General features: G+C 38.0%; 20 protein-coding genes and 1 other RNA gene. 14 read left to right on the top strand and 7 right to left on the bottom strand.

Annotated features, from left to right (window positions below):
* The first annotated feature begins 115 nt into the window (after positions 1-115).
* The 7 genes from ydiJ (at position 116) to cydC (ending at position 10,152) form a co-directional block, all read left to right on the top strand.
* Positions 116-3,199, top strand: coding sequence for a D-2-hydroxyglutarate dehydrogenase YdiJ (gene ydiJ / locus A8M50_RS02085; RefSeq protein WP_005646346.1), 3,084 nt, complete (start codon positions 116-118; stop codon positions 3,197-3,199).
* A 13-nt stretch (positions 3,200-3,212) separates the two neighbouring features.
* On the top strand, positions 3,213-3,629 hold the full coding sequence (locus A8M50_RS02080) for a hotdog fold thioesterase (protein ID WP_005646386.1): 417 nt from the start codon (positions 3,213-3,215) through the stop codon (positions 3,627-3,629).
* The gene (gene hemH / locus A8M50_RS02075) at positions 3,626-4,597 is read left to right on the top strand and encodes a ferrochelatase (RefSeq protein WP_005646348.1); all 972 of its coding nucleotides are present in this window, start codon (positions 3,626-3,628) and stop codon (positions 4,595-4,597) included. The genes A8M50_RS02080 and hemH overlap by 4 nt, the downstream gene beginning before the upstream one ends.
* Before the next feature lie 78 nt (positions 4,598-4,675).
* Positions 4,676-5,533: a co-chaperone YbbN gene (locus tag A8M50_RS02070; RefSeq protein WP_005646320.1), complete on the top strand. Its 858-nt coding sequence runs from the start codon at positions 4,676-4,678 to the stop codon at positions 5,531-5,533.
* Between the two features lie 109 nt (positions 5,534-5,642).
* Positions 5,643-6,599 (top strand): thioredoxin-disulfide reductase, encoded by a 957-nt coding sequence (gene trxB / locus A8M50_RS02065; RefSeq protein WP_005646388.1) that lies wholly within the window; start codon positions 5,643-5,645, stop codon positions 6,597-6,599.
* A gap of 62 nt (positions 6,600-6,661) precedes the next feature.
* A complete protein-coding gene (gene cydD / locus A8M50_RS02060; protein WP_005646420.1) occupies positions 6,662-8,422 on the top strand; it encodes a heme ABC transporter permease/ATP-binding protein CydD in 1,761 nt (586 codons plus the stop codon).
* Positions 8,422-10,152, top strand: a complete 1,731-nt coding sequence (gene cydC, locus A8M50_RS02055) for a heme ABC transporter ATP-binding protein/permease CydC (protein WP_005646343.1) — start codon at positions 8,422-8,424, stop codon at positions 10,150-10,152. Before cydD ends, cydC begins: the two co-directional genes overlap by 1 nt.
* 20 nt (positions 10,153-10,172) lie before the next feature.
* Here the strand turns inward: cydC and ffs are convergent.
* Positions 10,173-10,271, bottom strand: an RNA gene (ffs, locus tag A8M50_RS02050) — signal recognition particle sRNA small type.
* 128 nt (positions 10,272-10,399) lie between these two features.
* Between ffs and nrdG the strand changes: the two genes are divergently transcribed.
* Positions 10,400-10,867 carry an anaerobic ribonucleoside-triphosphate reductase-activating protein gene (gene nrdG / locus A8M50_RS02045; protein ID WP_005637703.1) on the top strand — a complete coding sequence of 156 codons (468 nt, stop codon included), beginning with the start codon at positions 10,400-10,402 and terminating at the stop codon, positions 10,865-10,867.
* Positions 10,868-10,922: 55 nt separating this feature from the next.
* On the opposite strand, the gene hpt is transcribed toward nrdG, so the two are convergent.
* Positions 10,923-11,462, bottom strand: coding sequence for a hypoxanthine phosphoribosyltransferase (gene hpt / locus A8M50_RS02040; RefSeq protein WP_005646414.1), 540 nt, complete (start codon positions 11,460-11,462; stop codon positions 10,923-10,925).
* A 211-nt stretch (positions 11,463-11,673) separates the two neighbouring features.
* Complete coding sequence (gene pmbA, locus A8M50_RS02035; RefSeq protein ID WP_005646422.1) at positions 11,674-13,029, bottom strand: metalloprotease PmbA; 1,356 nt, start codon at positions 13,027-13,029, stop codon at positions 11,674-11,676.
* Positions 13,030-13,118: 89 nt separating this feature from the next.
* On the opposite strand from pmbA, the gene yjgA reads away from it, so the two are divergent.
* Genes yjgA through rapZ form a run of 6 tightly spaced genes read left to right on the top strand, consistent with a single transcriptional unit; the run spans position 13,119 to position 16,910 of the window.
* Positions 13,119-13,655, top strand: a complete 537-nt coding sequence (gene yjgA / locus A8M50_RS02030) for a ribosome biogenesis factor YjgA (RefSeq protein ID WP_005646450.1) — start codon at positions 13,119-13,121, stop codon at positions 13,653-13,655.
* Positions 13,656-13,703: 48 nt separating this feature from the next.
* Positions 13,704-14,312 carry an LPS export ABC transporter periplasmic protein LptC gene (gene lptC, locus A8M50_RS02025; RefSeq protein WP_005646375.1) on the top strand — a complete coding sequence of 203 codons (609 nt, stop codon included), beginning with the start codon at positions 13,704-13,706 and terminating at the stop codon, positions 14,310-14,312.
* Positions 14,293-14,811 carry a lipopolysaccharide transport periplasmic protein LptA gene (lptA, locus tag A8M50_RS02020; protein WP_005646293.1) on the top strand — a complete coding sequence of 173 codons (519 nt, stop codon included), beginning with the start codon at positions 14,293-14,295 and terminating at the stop codon, positions 14,809-14,811. The genes lptC and lptA overlap by 20 nt, the downstream gene beginning before the upstream one ends.
* A gap of 3 nt (positions 14,812-14,814) precedes the next feature.
* On the top strand, positions 14,815-15,540 hold the full coding sequence (gene lptB / locus A8M50_RS02015; protein WP_005627189.1) for an LPS export ABC transporter ATP-binding protein: 726 nt from the start codon (positions 14,815-14,817) through the stop codon (positions 15,538-15,540).
* Between the two features lie 2 nt (positions 15,541-15,542).
* A complete protein-coding gene (gene ptsN / locus A8M50_RS02010; RefSeq protein ID WP_005646278.1) occupies positions 15,543-16,037 on the top strand; it encodes a PTS IIA-like nitrogen regulatory protein PtsN in 495 nt (164 codons plus the stop codon).
* 15 nt (positions 16,038-16,052) lie between these two features.
* Positions 16,053-16,910 (top strand): RNase adapter RapZ, encoded by an 858-nt coding sequence (rapZ, locus tag A8M50_RS02005; RefSeq protein ID WP_005646269.1) that lies wholly within the window; start codon positions 16,053-16,055, stop codon positions 16,908-16,910.
* A gap of 40 nt (positions 16,911-16,950) precedes the next feature.
* On the opposite strand, the gene A8M50_RS02000 is transcribed toward rapZ, so the two are convergent.
* The 4 genes from A8M50_RS02000 to ftsA form a co-directional block, all read right to left on the bottom strand.
* The gene (locus tag A8M50_RS02000; protein ID WP_005635006.1) at positions 16,951-18,108 is read right to left on the bottom strand and encodes a chorismate mutase; all 1,158 of its coding nucleotides are present in this window, start codon (positions 18,106-18,108) and stop codon (positions 16,951-16,953) included.
* Positions 18,109-18,234: 126 nt separating this feature from the next.
* Complete coding sequence (lpxC, locus tag A8M50_RS01995) at positions 18,235-19,152, bottom strand: UDP-3-O-acyl-N-acetylglucosamine deacetylase (protein ID WP_005646440.1); 918 nt, start codon at positions 19,150-19,152, stop codon at positions 18,235-18,237.
* A 43-nt stretch (positions 19,153-19,195) separates the two neighbouring features.
* Positions 19,196-20,458 carry a cell division protein FtsZ gene (gene ftsZ, locus A8M50_RS01990; protein WP_005637676.1) on the bottom strand — a complete coding sequence of 421 codons (1,263 nt, stop codon included), beginning with the start codon at positions 20,456-20,458 and terminating at the stop codon, positions 19,196-19,198.
* A gap of 81 nt (positions 20,459-20,539) precedes the next feature.
* Positions 20,540-21,817: a cell division protein FtsA gene (ftsA, locus tag A8M50_RS01985; RefSeq protein ID WP_005646429.1), complete on the bottom strand. Its 1,278-nt coding sequence runs from the start codon at positions 21,815-21,817 to the stop codon at positions 20,540-20,542.
* Positions 21,818-21,823 lie beyond the last annotated feature (6 nt).

The following is a 21,823-nucleotide window of genomic DNA, read 5'->3' as shown; positions in this document are numbered from 1 at the left end:
ATTTACTCCATAAAACGTATCTTAAAAACGCTCAAAATCTAATTCGACATTGTTCGCACCTTAAGATATTATCGAGAGTATCCAGCTATTTATATCTTTAAATGAGTTAAATGCTATGTTGCCAAGTCTGAATCGCACTCCACAAATTGAACAAAATGTACTTAACTATCTCCACACACTTCAAAAGCAGCACTTTGAAGGTAATATCGCTACAAACTATGCAGATAGATTAAGTCTTGCTACGGATAACAGCATTTACCAACAACTTCCTCAAGCGATTCTTTTTCCGAAAACTGTCGCTGATATAGTACGTATAACAAAATTAGCAAATTTACCTGAATATCAATCGATCAGCTTTACGCCTCGCGGTGGTGGTACGGGAACCAATGGACAATCAATCAATAACAATATAATAGTGGATCTCTCTCGCCATATGACTGCTATTTTAGAGCTAAACGTAAAAGAACGCTGGGTTCGAGTACAAGCAGGCGTAGTAAAAGATCAACTTAATCAATTTTTAAAACCACATGGTTTGTTCTTTGCCCCAGAGCTATCTACTAGCAACCGAGCGACTTTAGGCGGAATGATTAATACCGATGCTTCTGGGCAAGGTTCATTGCAATATGGTAAAACCTCTAATCACGTTTTGGCATTACGCGCAGTATTAATGAACGGTGAAATTTTAGATACAAGTGCGGTCAATTCTGTTGATGTTTTAGAAAACATCGATGCACTTGAATTAAGTGATAGTAGCAAAAGACTCCATCAAACCATTGCGCAACACTGCAAAGAAAAAAGAGCGGTAATAATTAAAGATCTGCCACAACTTAACCGTTTTTTAACGGGATATGATCTCAAAAATGTATTCAATGAAGATGAAAGTGAATTTAATCTTACGAGAATTCTCACTGGCTCTGAAGGTTCTCTCGCATTTATTTGTGAAGCTAAACTCAATCTTCTGCCAATTCCTCAGTATCGCACGCTCATCAATATTAAATATCGTTCTTTTGATGCGGCATTACGCAATGCGCCCTTTATGGTAAAAGCCAATGCACTTTCTGTGGAAACAGTTGATTCCAAAGTCTTAAACCTCGCCAAACAAGATATTATTTGGCACTCTGTGAATGAACTTCTTACAGAAGATGAAAAAGATCCAATTCTTGGTTTAAATATTGTGGAATTTGCTGGTAATAATAAAGAAAAAATAGACCGTCAAGTTACCGCACTTTGTCGCTTACTTGATGAAAAAATCGAACACAACCAAGATCACATTATTGGCTATCAAGTTTGTTCTGATTTACCTTCTATTGAACGTATTTATGCAATGCGCAAAAAAGCAGTGGGCTTACTTGGTAATGCAAAAGGTGCAGCCAAACCTATTCCTTTTGTAGAAGATACTTGTGTCCCCCCAGAAAATCTTGCCGATTACATCAGTGAATTTCGCGCTTTATTAGACAAACATAATTTACAATATGGCATGTTTGGGCACGTAGATGCGGGCGTGTTGCACGTTCGCCCTGCACTTGATTTATGCGATAAAGAACAAGTGAAATTATTCAAACAAATTTCAGATGAAGTAGCAGAACTTACGATTAAATATGGTGGATTACTCTGGGGAGAGCATGGAAAAGGCGTACGATCCCATTACGGCGAAAAATTCTTTACGCCAGAACTCTGGCACGAACTTCGTTATATCAAAACCTTATTCGATCCAAACAATCGCTTAAATCCCGGCAAAATCTGTACGCCTTTGGATTCCAAAGAGGAACTTTATTCTATTCTTTCGCCAATGCGGGCTGATAACGATCGCCAAATTCCTATCCAAATACGCGATGAATTTAAGGGTGCGATGAACTGCAATGGAAACGGTTTATGTTTCAATTTTGATGAACACAGCATTATGTGCCCATCGATGAAAGTCAGTAAAAACCGTGTATTTTCGCCGAAAGGTCGCGCAGCCATGGTTCGAGAATGGCTTCGATTGATGGCAAATGAAAATGTTTCGCCCGAACAATTAGACTTCCGTAAAACAGAAATAAAACTAACCGCACTTGTGAAAAGACTAAGCAATACGATTCAAAAATGGCGAGGCAATTATGATTTTTCTCACGAAGTGAAAGCTGCGATGGATACTTGCCTTGCTTGTAAAGCCTGCGCGAGCCAATGCCCGATTAAAATCGATGTGCCAAGTTTCCGCGCGAAATTCTTTCATTTCTATCACAGCCGCTACTTACGCCCCGCAAAAGACCACGTTGTGGCAAATTTAGAAATCGCTGCGCCTTATATGGCAAAACAGGCAAAATTCTTTAATTATTTTACCAAGCTGAAAGTCACGCAAACATTAGTGGAAAAAACGCTAGGCATGACCGATTTGCCCTTGCTTTCTGAACCCAATTTGCAACAACAGCTGGTGGAAATTCATTATCAAGGCAAATCCTTGGAAGAATTGGAAAGTCTAAGTGCGGTAGAAAAAACCGATATTTTATTTATTGTGCAAGATCCTTACACATCTTACTATGATGCGAAAGTGGTTCGCGATTTTGTTGTGCTTACGCAGAAATTAGGCTTCACACCAATTCTGTTGCCATTTAAACCAAACGGCAAAGCAATGCATATTAAAGGTTTCTTAAAACGCTTTAGCAAAACAGCAGAAAACCAAGCCGAGTTTTTAAATCGAATGGCAAAATTAGGCATTCCACTTGTAGGCGTTGATCCAGCCATCGTGCTGTCTTATCGAGATGAATACAAGGAAGCTCTACAAGAAAAACGGGGAGACTTTCACGTTCTCACCTCACACGAATGGTTAAAACAAAGATTACAAAATACGGCATTACAAGATAAACTGAAAAACATCGCCAAAACTGACCGCACTTCCGATTGGTATTTATTCCCGCATTGTACGGAATCTACCTTTATGCCGAACAGTCCAAAAGAATGGCAAGAAATTTTTGGAAGATTTGGACTACAACTTAATGTAGAAAAAGTAGGATGTTGCGGTATGGCCGGTGTATTTGGACATGAAGTGAAAAATCAAAAAATGAGCCGAGAAATCTACGATGTATCGTGGCATAAAAAACTACATGGAAAAGATCCACACTTTTGTTTAGCAACCGGTTATTCTTGCCGCAGTCAGGTAAAACGTTATGAACATGTGGTGCTAAAACACCCTGTACAGGCATTATTAGAAATTTTAGCGTAATGAAAGGAACATCATGATTTGGCAAAAAAACTTCACGCTCGAAAACTTAAATCAACTTTGCTCCAACAGTGCAGTTAGCCATCTTGGCATTGAAATTTCTGCTTTTGGCGAGGATTGGATTGAAGCGACAATGCCAGTGGATCATCGTACTATGCAGCCGTTTGGTGTGTTGCATGGCGGGGTTTCGGTTGCTTTAGCTGAAACAGTTGCTTCCCTTGCGGGTTCGCTTTGTTTAGAAGAAGGCAAAACTGCGGTAGGATTAGATATTAACGCCAATCATCTTCGCCCTATTCGTTCAGGTAAAGTAACCGCAAGAGCCACGCCAATTAATTTAGGCAGGAATATCCAAGTTTGGCAAATTGACATCCGCACAGAAGAGAATAAACTTTGTTGTGTTTCTAGATTAACCCTTTCCGTAATCAATTTATGACAAAATCCGTAAAAATCGGCGTATTACTTGCCAATCTAGGCACGCCAGATAGCCCGACACCGAAGTCAATTAGCCGTTATTTATGGCAATTTTTAACAGATCCTCGCGTGGTAGATTTACCGCGTTGCAAATGGTATCCACTGCTCAAAGCCATTATTTTGCCATTGCGTTCAAAACGTATCGCCAAAAATTATCAAGCCATTTGGACAGAACAAGGCTCGCCTTTACTTGCCATTTCACGACAACAAAAAGACGCATTACAAGCCTATTTAGATAAGCAAAATATCGATACTCAAGTAGAAATTGCCATGACATACGGCAATCCATCAATGCAAAGTGCGGTGAAAAACTTGCTTAAAAATCAAGTTGAGCGAATTATTGTTTTGCCACTTTATCCGCAATACTCTAGCTCAACAACAGGCGCTGTATTTGACGCTTTCGCTAATACTCTTAAAGAAGAACGAGGATTAGTGCCTTTTGATTTCATCCATTCTTATCATGTTGATGAAAATTACATTAACGCCTTAGCAGATTCCATAAAAGTGCGGTTAAAACCCGATGAGTTTTTACTATTTTCTTATCACGGTATTCCTTTGCGTTATGAAAAAATGGGCGATTATTATCGTGAACATTGTAAACAAACGACTATTGCAGTTGTTAATAAGCTGGGCTTAATAGAAAACCAATGGGGAATGACGTTTCAATCTCGCTTTGGGCGTGAAGAATGGCTACAACCTTATACCGATAAATTTTTAGAATCTGCTGCAACGCAGAATATTCAAAAAATTGCCGTTATTTGCCCAGGTTTCTCCGTAGATTGTTTAGAAACCATTGAAGAAATTGACAAAGAAAATCGAGAAAATTTCCTAAATAATGGTGGACAATCTTATCAATATATTCCCGCACTTAATGTAGAGCATGCACATATTGAAATGATGGGAAAATTGATCCTAGAAAAACTTGCTTAATAATAGAAATGGTAAAACGTTTCTAAAATCTTCCGCACTTTGCTAAAATCAGCCATTATTTTTTCACAAGGATAAAACATGGCTGATTTTCCTTTTATCGTTGACATCAACGAACAAAATCTTACTGAAATACTGCAACAATCCTTAGAAAAAGCACTTGTAATCAATTTTTACGCGCCAACACATAAAGAATCGGCGGATTTTTTGGCACTACTTGAGCAAGTTGCAGAACAATATCAAGGACAATTTATTCTTGGAAAAGTAAATTGTGAAAAAGAGCAAATGATTGCCGCACAATTCCGCATCCAAGCATTGCCAACCACCTATTTGTTTAAAGAAGCACAGGCATTAGATGCATTTCCAGGCGCGCTTGATAAAGCATCATTAATCCAACGATTAAGCATTATTTTACCTAAAGAAGAAGATTTAAAATTCCAACAAGCATTAGATTTCTTGCAAGTAGAAAATTATGAGGCAGCATTGCCATTATTGAAAGACGCATGGGAGCTTTCTGATAAGAAAAATAGTGATGTCGCCCTACTCTACGCTGAAACCTATATTGCAATGAAAAAAACGGAGCCAGCACAGGAAATTTTAAATCAAATTCCATTGCAAGATCGTGATAGTCGTTGGCTCGGATTACAAGCACAAATTGAGCTACAAATTCAAGCAGCAGATACACCTGAAATCCAACAATTACAGGCCGATTATGCTAAAAACCCAACAGCTGAAATTGCAATAAAACTTGCTGTACAACTTCATCAAGCTGGACGAAATGAAGAAGCGCTGACACTACTTTTCGGTATTTTAAAAACCGACTTAGGCGCGCAGAATGGTGAAGTGAAACAACAATTTTTATCCATTTTAAGTGCAATGGGCAATGCTGATCCCTTAACAAATAAGTTTCGCCGATTGCTTTATTCACTGCTCTATTAATCGAAAGGTTTATAATTGATAAGGTGTATGGAACAATTTCATACATAGCAATCATTAGAATAGGCTTGAATTTAATTAATTCTCCCTTTACGAAAAACAAGGATTCTTTATGTCAGATATCAAACACGCAAAACTTTTAATTTTAGGCTCTGGCCCTGCTGGTTATACGGCAGCCATTTATGCAGCACGTGCAAACTTAAAACCGGTATTGGTGACTGGTTTGCAACAAGGCGGCCAGCTTACCACCACAGATGAAATCGAAAACTGGCCGGGTGATTTTGAGATGACTACTGGTTCAGGTTTAATGCAACGAATGTTGCAACATGCAGAAAAATTTGAGACAGAAATCGTCTTCGATCATATCAATCGCGTAGATTTATCTTCTCGCCCATTCAAACTTTTTGGCGATGTGCAAAATTTCACTTGTGATGCGTTAATTATCGCAACAGGTGCCTCTGCACGCTATATTGGCTTACCTTCAGAAGAAAACTACAAAGGACGTGGGGTTTCAGCTTGCGCAACCTGTGATGGTTTCTTTTATCGTAATAAGCCAGTTGGTGTGATTGGTGGAGGAAATACCGCGGTAGAAGAAGCGCTTTACTTAGCCAATATCGCAAGTACAGTGCATTTAATCCACCGTCGCGATAGCTTCCGTGCTGAAAAAATCCTTATCGACCGTTTATACAAAAAAGTAGAAGAAGGGAAAATCGTTCTTCATACTGACCGCACTTTAGATGAAGTGTTGGGTGACAACATGGGCGTAACCGGATTACGTTTAGCCAACACAAAAACTGGGGAGAAAGAAGAACTCAAATTAGATGGCTTATTCGTAGCGATTGGTCACTCGCCAAATACGGAAATTTTCCAAGGGCAACTAGAATTGAATAATGGCTATATCGTTGTAAAATCTGGTCTTGAAGGAAATGCAACTGCCACTTCTGTGGAAGGCGTATTCGCAGCTGGCGATGTAATGGATCACAATTATCGCCAAGCCATTACCTCTGCGGGAACTGGTTGTATGGCAGCATTGGATGCAGAACGCTACTTAGATGCTCAAGAAGCATAAATTCTCTAACCAATTCCCCTCTTTTTAAAAGAGGGGAACTTTTTCTATATCACGATAAAACTATGAACAAACTTCGCCAAAAATATTTACAAAAATGGCTTCGCGCACAACAAGAACCTATCAAAAAATTAATGCGCGCAAACATTGTCCTAGCTACGCTTTCTGCACTCATTTTAGTCGCGCAAACTTATTTTCTTGCGACTTTGCTCGATAAACTGATTATGCAAAATGTGCCTCGTGATGAGCTTATTCCTTATTTTCTCGGGCTAATTATCGGCTTCGGGATGCGTGCTATTATTTTATGGGCACGAGAAAAAATTGGTTTCCAAAGCGGACAATTATTACGCAATCATATTCGTCAAAAAATTCTGGATAAAATACATCTTGTGGGCCCTGCGACAATCAATCAAAAACCAGCTGGAAGTTGGGCAAGCATTATGTTGGAACAAGTAGAAAACTTACATAATTTCTATGCTCGTTTTCTGCCTCAACAAAGCCTTTCCGCTATTGTTCCAGTCGTTATTTTAATTGCTGTATTTCCGTTGAACTGGGCGGCAGGCTTAATCTTAATGATTACCGCACCGCTTGTTCCTTTGTTTATGATCATTGTCGGTATTGCTGCGGCTGACAACAGCCAAAAAAATATGGATACCCTTTCTCGCCTCAGTGCCCAATTTTTAGATCGCTTACGCGGCTTGGAAACCTTGCGTCTTTTTAACCGCACTTCTGAACAAACTGAGCATATTGAAAATGCCACTGAAGATTTCCGTGAAACCACAATGGATGTGTTAAAACTCGCTTTTCTCTCTTCTGCCGTATTGGAATTTTTTACCTCTATTTCCATTGCACTGATGGCGGTCTATTTTGGTTTTAGCTACTTAGGTCAAATTGAATTTGGTACCTATAATGCACCGCTTACACTTTTCACAGGTTTCTTTTGTTTAATTCTTGCACCTGAATTTTATCAACCCTTACGCGATCTGGGCGCTTATTACCACGACCGAGCAGCGGGTATTGGTGCAGCAGATGCCATTGTTGATTTCTTAGAATCCGATTATTTAACCGTTCATCAAAATGAAAAAACAATTTCTTTAGAAAGTGCGGTTGAAATTTATGCCGAAAATTTAGTGGTACTTTCTACACAGGGTTCAGCATTAACCAAACCATTAAACTTCCAAATTCCAGCAAATCACAATGTTGCGCTTGTAGGACAAAGTGGCGCAGGGAAAACCTCATTAATGAATGTAATTTTAGGCTTTTTACCTTATGAGGGATCTCTCAAAATTAATGGGCAAGAACTTCGCGAAAGTAATCTAGCTGACTGGCGTAAACATATTGCCTGGGTAGGACAAAATCCATTATTACTACAAGGCACAATTAAAGAAAACTTACTACTTGGCAATATTCAAGCCAACGATGAAGAAATTAATCAAGCGTTAATGCGTTCTCAAGCGAAAGAATTTACTGATAAACTTGGACTTCATCACGAAATAAAAGATGGTGGATTAGGCGTTTCTGTGGGACAAGCGCAACGCCTTGCCATTGCTCGTGCCTTGTTACGCAAAGGCGATTTACTTCTGCTCGATGAGCCAACCGCAAGCTTAGATGCGCAATCAGAAAATCTTGTTTTGCACGCACTGAATGAAGCAAGCCAGCATCAAACTACGCTGATGATTACCCACCGAATTGAAGATTTGAAACAATGTGATCAAATTTTTGTGATGCAACGAGGAGAAATAGTACAGCAAGGTAAATTTGCCGAATTACAACATGAAGGTTTCTTTGCTGAACTCCTCGCTCAACGACAACAGGATATCCAATAATGCGCACATTACTTCCGTTTATACGTTTATTTAAATTCGCCAAATTTCCTCTTATTTTAGGCTTGGTGCTGATGATTTTAGGCTTAGGCTCTAGCATGGGCTTGCTTACCGTTTCAGGCTGGTTTTTAGCCGCTACAGCCATTGCAGGACTAGGCACGCTATTTAACTTTTTCTACCCTTCAGCCAGCGTGCGAGGTTTAGCTATCGGACGAACCGTCATGCGCTATTTTGAAAAAATAGTGACGCATGATGCAACATTCCGCATTTTGTCCAAATTACGCGTACAAGTATTTGAAAAAATCATTCCTTTAAGCCCAGCGGTATTAAATCGTTATCGCAACAGCGATTTGTTAAACCGTTTAGTGTCTGATGTTGATACACTTGATAGCCTCTATTTACGTTTACTTGCGCCATTTTTCACTGCTACATTTGTAATCATTGCCATGACGATTGGACTCAGCTTCGTCAATATTCCACTCGCTCTTGGTTTAGGCTTATTTTTGTTAATTTTATTAATAATTATCCCAACTGTTTTCTATCGACTAGGACAGGAATTTGGTGAACGCTTAATCCAAGCACGCGCAACCTATCGAACCCAGTTTTTAGAATTTATCCAAGCACAAGCCGAGCTTTTATTATTTAATGCAGAAGATAAATTAAAAGAGAAAATGTCAGTCACAGAAAAAACATGGCAGGAAGATCAAGCCAAAGAAGCAAAATTAAGCGGATTTTCTACCGCACTTGTTCTCTTTCTTAATGGTTTGTTGATTTCTGGAATGCTATGGTTTGCAAGTAACGCCGATTTTGGCACAGATGAATATCGCACGGCTTATATTGCACTTTTCACTTTTGCTGCACTTGCAGCCTTTGAGATCATCATGCCATTGGGTGCGGCATTTTTACATATAGGTCAAGTTATTGCGGCAGCAGAACGTGTGACCGAAATCATTGAGCAAAAATCACTTGTTGAGTTTAATGGCAACGAGAAATTTGAAACAAAAGTGCGGTTGATTTCTGCGAAGAATTTAAGTTTTTCCTATCCAGGGCAAGAAACGCTCGTATTAAAAAATCTTACATTAGATTTAGAACAAGGCCAAAAAATTGCTATTTTAGGCAAAACTGGAAGTGGGAAATCTTCACTCCTTCAACTTTTAGTGCGCAATTACGATGCGAATCAAGGTGAGCTTTTATTGGCAGAAAAACCCATTTCCGCCTATTCAGAAGAGACATTACGCGGCCAAATTTGTTTTTTAACTCAACGTGTTCACGTATTCAGCGATACACTTCGTCAAAATTTACAATTTGCAAGTGCGGATGAAATTTCTGATGAGAAAATGATTAAAGTGCTACATCAAGTTGGCTTAAGCAAATTACTTGAGCAAGAAGGAAAAGGTTTAAATCTTTGGCTTGGAGATGGCGGTCGTCCACTTTCTGGTGGGGAACAACGCCGTTTAGGTTTAGCTCGTATTTTACTCAATAATGCGCCAATTTTATTATTGGATGAACCGACAGAAGGCTTAGATCGCGAAACTGAACGTCAAATTTTACGTTTAATTCTGCAACATGCCGAAAATAAAACCCTAATTATGGTCACTCACCGTCTCAGTTCAATTGAACAATTCGATAAAATTTGTGTAATTGATAACGGAAGATTAATCGAAGAAGGCGATTACAATAATTTAATCACAAAAGAAAATGGTTTCTTTAAAAGATTAGTTGAGCGGGTATAAGAAAATAAAGTTGGGCGGAAACCTTCCCAGCTTCTTCTCGGCACACAGTAATTCCGACTTTGGCTGCTTCCTTCCGGACCTGACCGAGTAAACCAGACACCGTTGCGAGAGACCGAGAAGGTTTCCATTGATATCGCAATGCGATTGCGCGCTATTATGCAGAAATTACTGCCGTATTGCAAAGATTAATTCAAAAGTGCGGTGAATTTGGCGAGAATTTAAGCCACATTTTTAGGATTTTTATGAAATGAACTACCTTCAATACTACCCTACCGATGTGATCAATGGCGAAGGTACAAGATGTACACTTTTCGTCAGTGGATGTACGCATGCTTGCAAAGGTTGCTATAACCAAAAAAGTTGGTCATTTTCAGCGGGTGTATTATTTGATGAAGCAATGGAACAACAAATCATCAATGATTTAAAAGACACTCGTATTAAACGCCAAGGGCTGACACTTTCAGGTGGTGATCCACTTCATCCCCTCAACGTAGAAACATTATTGCCATTTGTGCAACGCGTAAAACGAGAATGCCCTGATAAAGACATCTGGGTTTGGACGGGTTATAAGCTAGATGAATTAGATGAACAACAACGTGCTATGTTGCCTTATATTGATGTGTTAATTGATGGGAAATTTATTCAAGAACAGGCAGATCCAAGTCTGGTTTGGCGAGGTTCAGCAAATCAAATTATTCATCGATTTAAGTTATAAAAGTGCGGCTAAAAATTCATTTAAAATTTCAACCGCACTTTTCAATAAAATCAAATTATTCTTCTAAAACAACTTTACCGATATAGCCTAAATTACGATGGCGTTGTGCGTAATCGATACCATACCCCACCACAAATTTATCAGGAATTTCAAAACCAACCCATTCAACAGGCACTTCCACTTCGCGACGAGAAGGTTTATCAAGCAAAGTACAAATTGCAAGGCTCGCAGGCTCACGCAAATTCAAAATATCACGCACTTTTTCCAACGTATAGCCCGTATCAATAATATCTTCCACAATTAAAACGTGTTTACCTTTTATATCGCCGTCCAAATCTTTGGTAATTCGAACGTCGTGATTCGTAGTCATACCTGTGCCATAACTTGAAGTAGTCATAAATTCAATTTCCACAGGTAAATTTATCTGACGAACAATATCCGCCATAAACATAAAGGAACCACGTAAAAGCCCCACAACAACAAGGCTATCGATCTTTTTTTCTTGATAAAATTTTGTAATTTGAGAACCTAACTCAGCAATACGAGCATGAACATCGTTCTCTGAAATTAAAACGTCAACGTGGTGTTTTTTCATTGTGTTTCCTTATGAGATGACAGGGGATAAAATCGTTTGCTATTTTACAAAAAAAAGGCTGAAGTTTAAACCTTCAGCCTTTTTGAACCCTAACGAATTTACTTTCTACTCTACCTGTTGGAGCAACCTGCAATCGCTTAACAGATGTGCGTATAGTAACAGATATTTAGTTATTGTCAATAAGAATAATTCTCAATTTTAAAAATATTTTTTAATTTCCTGAAATTTTCATCTTATCTAACAAAATAGAACCAGTTTGAATGTTAGAACGATGCTCTATATCATCCGCTACAGCAACCATATTCTTCAACATATCTTGCAATTGCCCCGCAATAGTAATTTCGGCGACTGGGTATTGAATTTCACCATTTTCCACCCAAAAACCTGATGCGCCACGCGAATAATCGCCTGTAACAATATTGACACCTTGTCCCATGACATCCGTTACTAATAATCCAGTTCCCATTTGACGTAAAAGTGCGGTCAATCCACCATTCAAATTTGGCTTAACAAGCCAGTTGTGAATTCCACCAGCATGACCAGTACTTAGCATACCGAGTTTTTTACCACTGTAACTTGTCACTAAATAAGTTTGTAATATCCCGTCTTCGACAATTTCACGATCTTGCGTACGAACACCTTCACTATCAAAAGGCGTTGAAGCCAAACGGCGTAATAAATGTGGTCTCTCACTGATATTGAACCAATCAGGTAAGACCTGTTCACCCAAATGATCGAGCAAGAAACTCGATTTTCTATATAAACTGCCACCACTTATTGCAGTGGCAAAGTGAGAAATAAGACCCGTTGCAACATCATTTAAGAAAATGACAGGCACTTCTCGTGTACTAAGTTTTTGAGGATTTAAACGAGAAATGACTTTCTTTGCACAATTTTCGCCAACCCAAATTGGCGATTGGAGTTTATCGAATTCACGAGAGATCGTGTATTCGTAATCATTTTCTAAGGCATCTTCTACGCCACCAATAACCGAACAAGATAAGGAATAACGGCTTGATAAATAACTTTGCAACATGCCATGGCTATTTCCATACACTTTCACGCCTGTATGTGAATTAAAACTTGCACCATTACTATTTATAATGCGTTCATCCGCCTCTAAAGCCGCCTTTTCAGCCTCAAGTGCAAGTTCTGTTGCTTTATCAACATTCACATCAGCAGCATGATAAAGTTCTAAATCAGGCGCATCAAAAGCCATTAAATCTTTATCCGCAAGGCCTGTGCAATCATCGGGTGAAGTGTATTTTGCAATAGCAAGTGCGGCTTCCACTGCGTTTCGAATAGCGCCTTCACTTAAATCTGATGTTGATGCATTGCCTTTTTGTTGTCCCATATAAACGGAGATCCCCAATGCACCATCATTAGTAAATTCAACATTTTCAATTTCTTGCAAGCGTGTGGATACTGACAATCCGCTAACTTTAGTGACGGCGACTTCTGCACTCGCGCCTGATTTTGTTGCTAATTCAATAGCAAAGCTGACTGCTTGACGTAATTCTTGTTCTTGAGCTTTCAAAAGTGCGGTTTGATTTTCGGCTATTTTCATTATTTTTTTCCCGTTAAAAATTTGTCACATTTTATATTATTTTGAAACTTTGTGCTAAAATACGCGCCAAATTTTAGTTGAGAGAAATTATGGCAAAACGTAAGAAAAAAGAAGCTTTCGATTGGGAAGATGAAGAACAAGAAGAAATTATTTGGGTAAGTAAAAGCGAAATCAAACGCGATGCTGAAGATTTAAAACAACTTGGTGAAAAGATTGTAAATTTAACCAAAGCTAATCTTGCCAAAATCCCACTTGATGAATCCTTACTTGATGCCATTGAACTTGCTCAGCGTTTACAAAAAGAAGCTCGTCGCCGTCAATTACAGTATATCGGCAAATTATTTAGAGGCATTGATGTTGAGCCTATTCGTGAAGCATTAGATAAAATCGAAAATAAACATAACCAAAAGCAGGCTATGCTGCACAAAATCGAAAAAGTGCGGGATGAATTAGTAGAAAAAGGTGACGTGGCTCTAACCGATTTATTCAATGATTATCCTGATGTAGATCGTCAACAACTACGTAATCTTATTCGTTCGGCACAAAAAGAACGTGAGCAAAATAAACCATCGAAAGCCTATCGAGAAATTTATCAAATGCTCAAAACATTGATGTTAGAAGATTAAAAAATATTAAATTTTTATCCGCACTTTTCGAGTAACAAATTTAAAAATATGAATATTCGTTGGAATGTAATTTTAGGTCTTATCGCTCTTGGTTCGCTGGGATGGTTTTATTCTTTAAATAGCGATAAACCTGATTTGTCAAACTTAGTAAAAAAACCAGATAGTCCAGATTATATTGGAAATAAAATGGAAACTACGGTATTTTCCCCAGAAGGTAAAAAACAATATCTCTCGACCGCAGACAAAGTGAAACATTATACAGTTGATGGTCATACTGAGTTTGAAATGCCTTTGGTGTACTTATTCGATGTCTCTACATCTAATAATGCTGAAAAATCAAATAATTCAGCAAAATTATTAGAATCTCAAAGTTGGAAACTTAGCGCCAAAAAAGCCAAATTGACGAAAGATGAAATGCTTTATTTAGAGGGTGATGTCGTTGCTGAAAGTTTAGAACCAACTTCTCGGTTACAGCGAATCGAAACTCAAGTTGCAGAGGTTAACTTAAAAACTCAAGATATTTCATCAGGTACAATGGTGAAAATAAACGGACAACATTTTAACTCAACTGGCTTAAAAATGGTTGGCAACCTACGCCAACAAATTGCAACATTAAAAGAACAGGTAAAAACATATTATGAAATTAACAAACAATAAAATTATTTTACTCGCGGCATTAATCATGACCTCTTTCTCTGCTTTCGCGTTGAAAGATGATACGAATCAACCAATTAACATTGTTTCCGATAATCAATCATTAGATATGGAAAAAAGTGTTGTCACTTTTACTGATAACGTTTCAATTACTCAGGGTTCAATTTTAATCAAGGCAAATAAAGTTGTCATTACGCGCCCACCTGAAAATTCAGGTAAAAAAGAAACCGTGGAAGCATTTGGTACTCCAGTAATATTCCATCAGCAGCTAGATAATGGTAAGCCAGTGGATGGAAAAGCAAACAAAGTTCACTATGATCTTGGTACTGAATTTTTAACATTAACTGATAATGCTGAATTAAAACAACTTGATAGTAAGATTAATGGACAACTAATTACCTACGATGTGAAAAAACAACAACTTAAAGCTAATGGTAATGGAAAATCACGTGTAACAACAGTCCTTATTCCATCGCAATTACAACAAGCTAAAGGGAAGTAATTTATGTCAATTCTGACTGCTGAAAATTTAGCTAAGAGCTATAAAAGCCGTAAAGTTGTTTCAGATGTAAGTTTAACTGTAAACTCTAATGAAATTGTTGGTTTGCTCGGACCAAACGGCGCTGGGAAAACAACAACCTTCTACATGGTTGTGGGGTTAGTTCGCCAAGATCAAGGTAAAATTATTATTGACGGAGAAGACATTAGTTTGCTCCCAATGCATAATCGTGCGCAACGTGGAATCGGTTATTTGCCACAAGAAGCCTCTATTTTTCGCCGTTTGACTGTATACGAAAATCTAATGGCTGTATTAGAAATACGCAAAGATTTAACCTCTCAACAACGTCGAGAAAAAGCTGATGAGTTGATTGAGGAATTTAATATTGGCCATATTCGGGATAGTTTAGGTCAGTCATTATCTGGCGGTGAGCGTCGTCGAGTTGAAATCGCACGAGCATTAGCTGCAAATCCTAAGTTTATTCTATTAGATGAGCCATTTGCTGGTGTAGATCCAATTTCTGTGAGCGATATTAAAAAAATTATCACCGACTTACGTAACCGAGGATTAGGTGTTTTGATTACCGATCATAATGTACGTGAAACACTTGATGTATGTGAACGGGCTTATATCGTAGGTGAAGGCAAAATTATCGCAACAGGCACACCAGAACAAGTTATGAACGATGAACACGTTAAACGCGTTTATTTGGGCGAACAATTCAAATTATAAAAATGAAAATAACTGAACTATTAAGCCCTGAGAATATTCGTCAGGGCGTTAGTTTTTCTAGCAAAAAACGATTATTTGAATCTATCGCACATTTTGTAGAAGAAAAACTTCACTGTGATAAAGGTGAGCAAGCGTGCTTTGAATCCCTTTTTGAGCGCGAAAAGCTGGGTAACTCAGGACTAGGCAATGGCATAGCAATGCCTAAGGCGAAAATTCCTCTTGAGGTATGTGACAAAGCAATCGCCGTGTTTATGCAATTGGATAACCCAATTAATTATGATTCGCTTGATGGTAAACCTGTAGATTTAATTTTTGCTATACTTATTCCAGAGAATCAGTGCGAAACATACATCCCTATATTGGCATCATTAATCGAAAAACTTACCGATAAAAATATGTTAAAACAATTACGTTCAGCTAAAAGTGCGGATGAAATTTGGCAAGTTTTTGAGATTTCAGATAGGGCAGAAACTTCGCCTGAAGAAACCCGAGAATAATTTAAAGGGGGAATTATGGAAATTATCATTATTAGCGGACGTTCTGGCGCAGGAAAATCCGTAGCCTTACGAGCATTAGAAGATGCTGGATATTATTGTGTTGATAATATTCCTCTAGATTTACTTCCTCAATTGACCGATATTCTATCCCAATCCCAATCTTCGGTCGCAATCAGCCTTGATATTCGTAATATTCCTAATTCAGCCAATACTCTTGAACAAACTCTAAATACCTTACAAAAATATCATCAATTAAAGATTATTTTCCTTGAAGCAGATCGTGGCACATTGATTCGTCGTTATAGCGATTCACGCCGTCTGCACCCACTTTCCTTGCAAGATCTATCTCTTGAAGCAGCAATAGATGAAGAATATCGCTACCTTGAGCCATTAATTCAACACGCAAACTTTATTATTGATACCACCCATCTTTCTACTCATACTCTTGCGGAACGCCTACGCGAATTTTTACGAGGAAATAGTGATAAAGAACTAAAAATCGTTGTTGAATCTTTTGGCTTTAAATATGGAATTCCTTTAGACGCTGATTATGTTTTCGATGTACGTTTCTTACCTAACCCGCATTGGGATCCAACATTACGCCCTATGACAGGATTAGATGCGCCAGTAGCAGAATTTCTGAATAGTCACACGCAAGTAAATGAATTTATCTACCTCACTCGTAACTATATTGATACTTGGTTGCCAATGTTAGAAAAAAACAATCGTAGCTATTTAACCATTGCCATTGGGTGTACAGGGGGAAAACACCGCTCCGTTTATATAGCACAGCAGTTAGGCGAATATTTTCAAGCTAAAGGGAAAATCGTCCAGATTCAGCATAAATCTTTAGAACGAAATAAAAAAGTATAAAAAAAGTGCGGTCAAAAATAATTTTATTGACCGCACTTTCTTATAAATTAACTGGTTTCACAATTTCGCTAGGATAACAACCTAAAATCTTTAGATAGTTACTACAATTCTTTAACTCTTCCAAAGCTTGCTGAATATCAGGATGATGGATATTCGCTTCTATTTCAAGATAAAACATTTCCTCCCAAGGTTTCCCATAAATTGGACGAGACTCTAATTTCGTCATATTAATTTGATGTTTTTTGAAAACTAAAAGTGCATCAACTAATGAGCCAATTTGCTGTGAAGTTGTCATTAATAATAATGTTTTTGCCGGTATCTGTGGTGAAACCTCACGCTGTTCTTTAGCAACAACAATAAAACGCGTAATATTGTTCTCTTGATTAGCAATATTAGTTTTTAATACGCTAAGTCCATACAATTTACCACCATCTTCATTCCCTAATGCCGCAATATTCGGCTTATTTAAACTTGCAATAAGTTGCATTGCATGAGAGCTACTTTCACAATATTCAATATGTACTCGATCAAGACTATGTATAAATTGACTACATTGTTGAATCACTTGGGGATGACTATATAAAGTATCTATTTCACTTAATTCAGTCGTGCCATTTACCAAAACACAATGCTGAATTGGGTAAGCTAGCTCGCCTACCAATGATAAGTCAGTATGCTGGAGCAAATCATAGACCTCATTAATAGCGCCTGATGTTGTATTTTCTAAAGGCAATACGCCAAAATCTGCTTCACCATTTTGCACTTTTTCAAATACTTGCTCAAAAGACTGACATCCTAGTTCTACAAATTGTTTTTGATAACGAGCAGCATAATTACGTGCAGCTAAATTTGAATAAGACCCTCTCTTACCTAAAAAAGCAATATGTAAATTTTGATTACGTTGTTCATTAAGTTTATTCTGCAAATAGACTTGCTGGGTCAATACTGAATCTTCAATAATTTTTTGGAAAATTGAAGTGATATATTGTGGTTCAAGTTGATAATTCTCATTTTCTGAAAATTGAACTAATTCTTGTAAAAGTTGCTGTTCTCGCTCTACATCACGTAAAGCTTTTTGCGAGATCTCTTTACTTCTCACTACATCGAAAGCTAAACGATGACGCTCAGAAAGCAATTTTAATAAACTACGATCTATTTGCGTAATTTGTTGGCGAATTTCAGATAATTCTAGCTTCATAGCATCCCCTTATAAAAAATGAGAAAAATAAACCGCACTTTTAGGCAATTAGTCATTTTAAAGTGCGATGAAAATAAAAAAGCTATACTTCTTAGCAGAAATATAGCTTTTTCAAAAATAAAATGATTAGATAAATACTTGAACAGGTGCAACATACCCTTGCGGTACTTGTTCTTTATCTTCGAAAGTTACAAACTCCCACGCTTCTTGATTTGCTAATACAGCACGTAGTAACTTGTTATTTAAACCATGACCAGACTTATAAGCTTTAAAATCACCAATAATGTTATAACTAGCCATATAAAGATCGCCAATTGCGTCTAACATTTTATGACGAACAAGTTCATCTTTAAAGCGTAAGCCATCTTCATTTAAAATTCTATAATCATCAAGAACAATAGCATTATCAAGGCTACCACCTAATGCTAAACCTTGAGATTGAAGATATTCTATATCTTTCATGAAACCAAATGTTCTTGCTCGACTAATTTGATGAACAAATGCCTGAGCAGAGAAATCCATGACATAATTACGAACATTTTTGCCAATAGCTGGATGATCAAAATCAATAGTGAAATCTAAACGGAAACCATTGTAAGGTTTAAATTCAGCCCATTTATCACCATCTTCAACTCGAACATATTCTTTAATACGAATAAATTTCTTAGGTGCATTTTGTTCTTCAATTCCCGCATCTAACAACAAATAGATAAATGGACTCGCGCTACCATCCATAATAGGAATCTCAGGCGCATCAACCTCAATAATGATATTATCAATACCAAGGCCCGATAATGCGGCATTTAAATGTTCAACGGTAGAAATTCGTACACCTTGCTCATTAATTAGTGCAGTACAAAGCATTGTATCACGTACGGAATTAGGATCAGCAGGGAATGCCACTGCAGGATTTAAATCTGTACGATAGTAAACAACACCAGTATTTGGCATAGCCGGACGTAACGTTAAAGTCACTTTCTTACCGCTATGTAAACCAACACCTGTTACTTTAATACTTTGTTTTAATGTTCTTTGTTTAATCATTCTACTACCTTAATATTCCAGGTATTTCTCAAAACCAATTAAATTAATTTTCTTCACGTTGCGCAGGATTAAAGAAACTGTTTTTCTTAAATGCTTCTAAACGATCTGTGATCGGTTTATCCAGCGGGCGATGATATTCTTCTGCTGGAGTTTTTTGAGTTTCTACTGGCTCACGAGTATGTATATCAGGCACAATATTTACTCGACCTGTACCTTCTGGCTCAACTGGACGAGAAGGACGCAATACTTGAACAGACTCAGTTGGAGCGATTTCCCCCAATCCTGTTGCCACAATAGTCACTCGAATTTCATCACTCATCTCAGGCACTAAACTCGTACCAATAACCACTGTTGCATCTTCTGAAGCAAAGCTACCGACAGTTTCACCAACAATATTAAATTCTTCAAAAGAAAGATCCATACCAGCTGTGATATTTACTAAAATACCTTTAGCATTAGAAAGATCGATTTTTTCCAATAAATCATTACGTACTGCAATACGAGCGGCTTCTTCTGCTCGCCCCTCACCTGCTGCACCAATAGCAGAACCGAAACCAATCATCGCTTGTCCCATTTCAGACATAACTGTTCTTACATCGGCAAAGTCCACATTGATTAGACCTGGTGATGTAATCATATCCGAAATGCCCATAACCGAATTACGTAACACATCGTTTGCTGCAGCAAAAGCATCAATTAATTTAGCATTTTTAGGGAGAACTTTTTGGATTTGTTGATTAGGGATAATAATCATCGAATCAACATACTGAGCTAAATCTTTAATACCAAGCTCTGCAAATTGCATACGCTTCTTGCCTTCAAAAGCAAATGGTTTGGTCACGACAGCAACAGTTAAAATGCCTAATTCTTTAGCTATTTTTGCGACAACAGGTGCTGCACCAGTACCAGTACCACCGCCCATACCAGCTGCAATAAAGACCATATCCGCACCTTCAAGCATTTTGCGAATTTCTTCCTGATCATCTTCCGCAGCCTTACGACCAACATTTGGATTTGCCCCAGCGCCTAAACCTTTGGTCGTTTCTCCACCAATTTGTACGGTTTGTTGAACTTGGCTTTTACGTAATGCTTGAGCGTCTGTATTTACAGCGTAAAAAATAATACGGCCATGCTCTTCTGAAGTTAATGAGCTTTCACCTAAATAAGTACCACCCATTTCTTGCTTTACCATACTCATAACCATATGGTTTACAGCATTACCGCCACCGCCGCCAACGCCTACGACTTTGATCAGTGCGCCGGACTCATTAAAATTATCGTACTCAGGGTACTCTGGGTATAACATCGATGTTCTCCGTTAAGGCCAGATAAGCTGGCTCAATATAAAACCTAAATTCTCTCTATTGTAGATGAAAAATCAAAATAATCAAAATTCTGACCGCACTTTATTCACAATTTTTTTAATTCCATTCCAAATTGGTTTTAGTACTCCGTCATCAGATTCATCATTTCCTGAAATCAAATCATCATCACTGTTACTATGGTTATACTGCAATAAGCCGACCACTGTTGAATATTGAGGACGATTCACGTAATCTGTCAATCCAGTAATATTCAGCGGGCTACCAATACGTACTTGGCAATTAAATACGTCAGATGCACATTCTTTCAAATCTTCTATTTGTGCTCCACCACCAGTAATCACTACGCCAGCAATAAGCTCAAACTTCACATGTTTTGTTTCCAACTCAGACTTTAATTTATCTAATTCATCTTTCACAACACCTAGAAGTTCCGTGTAGCGAGCTGATGTAATTAAGGATAAATCACTTTTTGTTAATGAACGAGGAGCTCGTCCACCAATACTTGCAACTTCAATTTTTTTATCACCATGCAAACGAGCTGGATAAAATGCACTTGCATAATTAACTTTAATTCGTTCAGCTTCTGCACGAGAAATAGTACAAGCGTGGGCAATATCGTTAGTCACAATATTTCCTGCATAAGGAATAACCTTACTGAAACGTAATGCGCCGTTTGTATAAACCATCACATTCATTGTGCCTGCACCGAAATCAATCAAGCAAACACCAAGATCTTTTTCATCTTCGGTTAATACTGAATGTGTTGCTGCAAAACCAGAAAAAACGACTTTATCTACCTGTAAACCGCAACGCTCAACCGCTTTTTTCAGGTTGTTTTGCCAATCTTGATGACAGGCGATTAAATGTACTTGTGCTTTTAAACGAACACCTTGCAACCCCAATGGATTTTTAATATTTAACTGGCGATCCACCGCATATTCTTGTGGGATCACATGTAATAAGGATAAGCCTTCAGGCAACTTGATGGAGCTCGCTGTATGCAGTGCAGAATCAATTTCATCTTGTGTTACTTCGCCATCTGAAATTGGCACAAAACCACTTTCATTTAAACTTTGAATATGTTCACCAGTAATTGCCAAAGTGACACTCATAATCTGACAATCAGCCATAGATTCCGCGGCTTCAATGGCTCTTTGAATAGAATTTACGACAGCTTCAAGATCGGTGATACTGCCACGATCAATCCCTTTAGATGGGCAACTACCAACACCTAACACATTCACTACGCCATCAGGAAATACCTCGCCCACTACGGCAACAACTTTTGACGTACCGACTTCTAATCCTACAATTGTTTTAGCTTCCACACCTTTAACCATTTTCGC

It is taken from the genome of Haemophilus haemolyticus, assembly GCF_001679045.1.
GTDB classification, from domain to species: domain Bacteria; phylum Pseudomonadota; class Gammaproteobacteria; order Enterobacterales; family Pasteurellaceae; genus Haemophilus; species Haemophilus haemolyticus.
The sequence above is the reverse complement of the archived record's forward strand: the minus strand, read 5'-3'. Positions and strand labels throughout refer to the sequence as shown.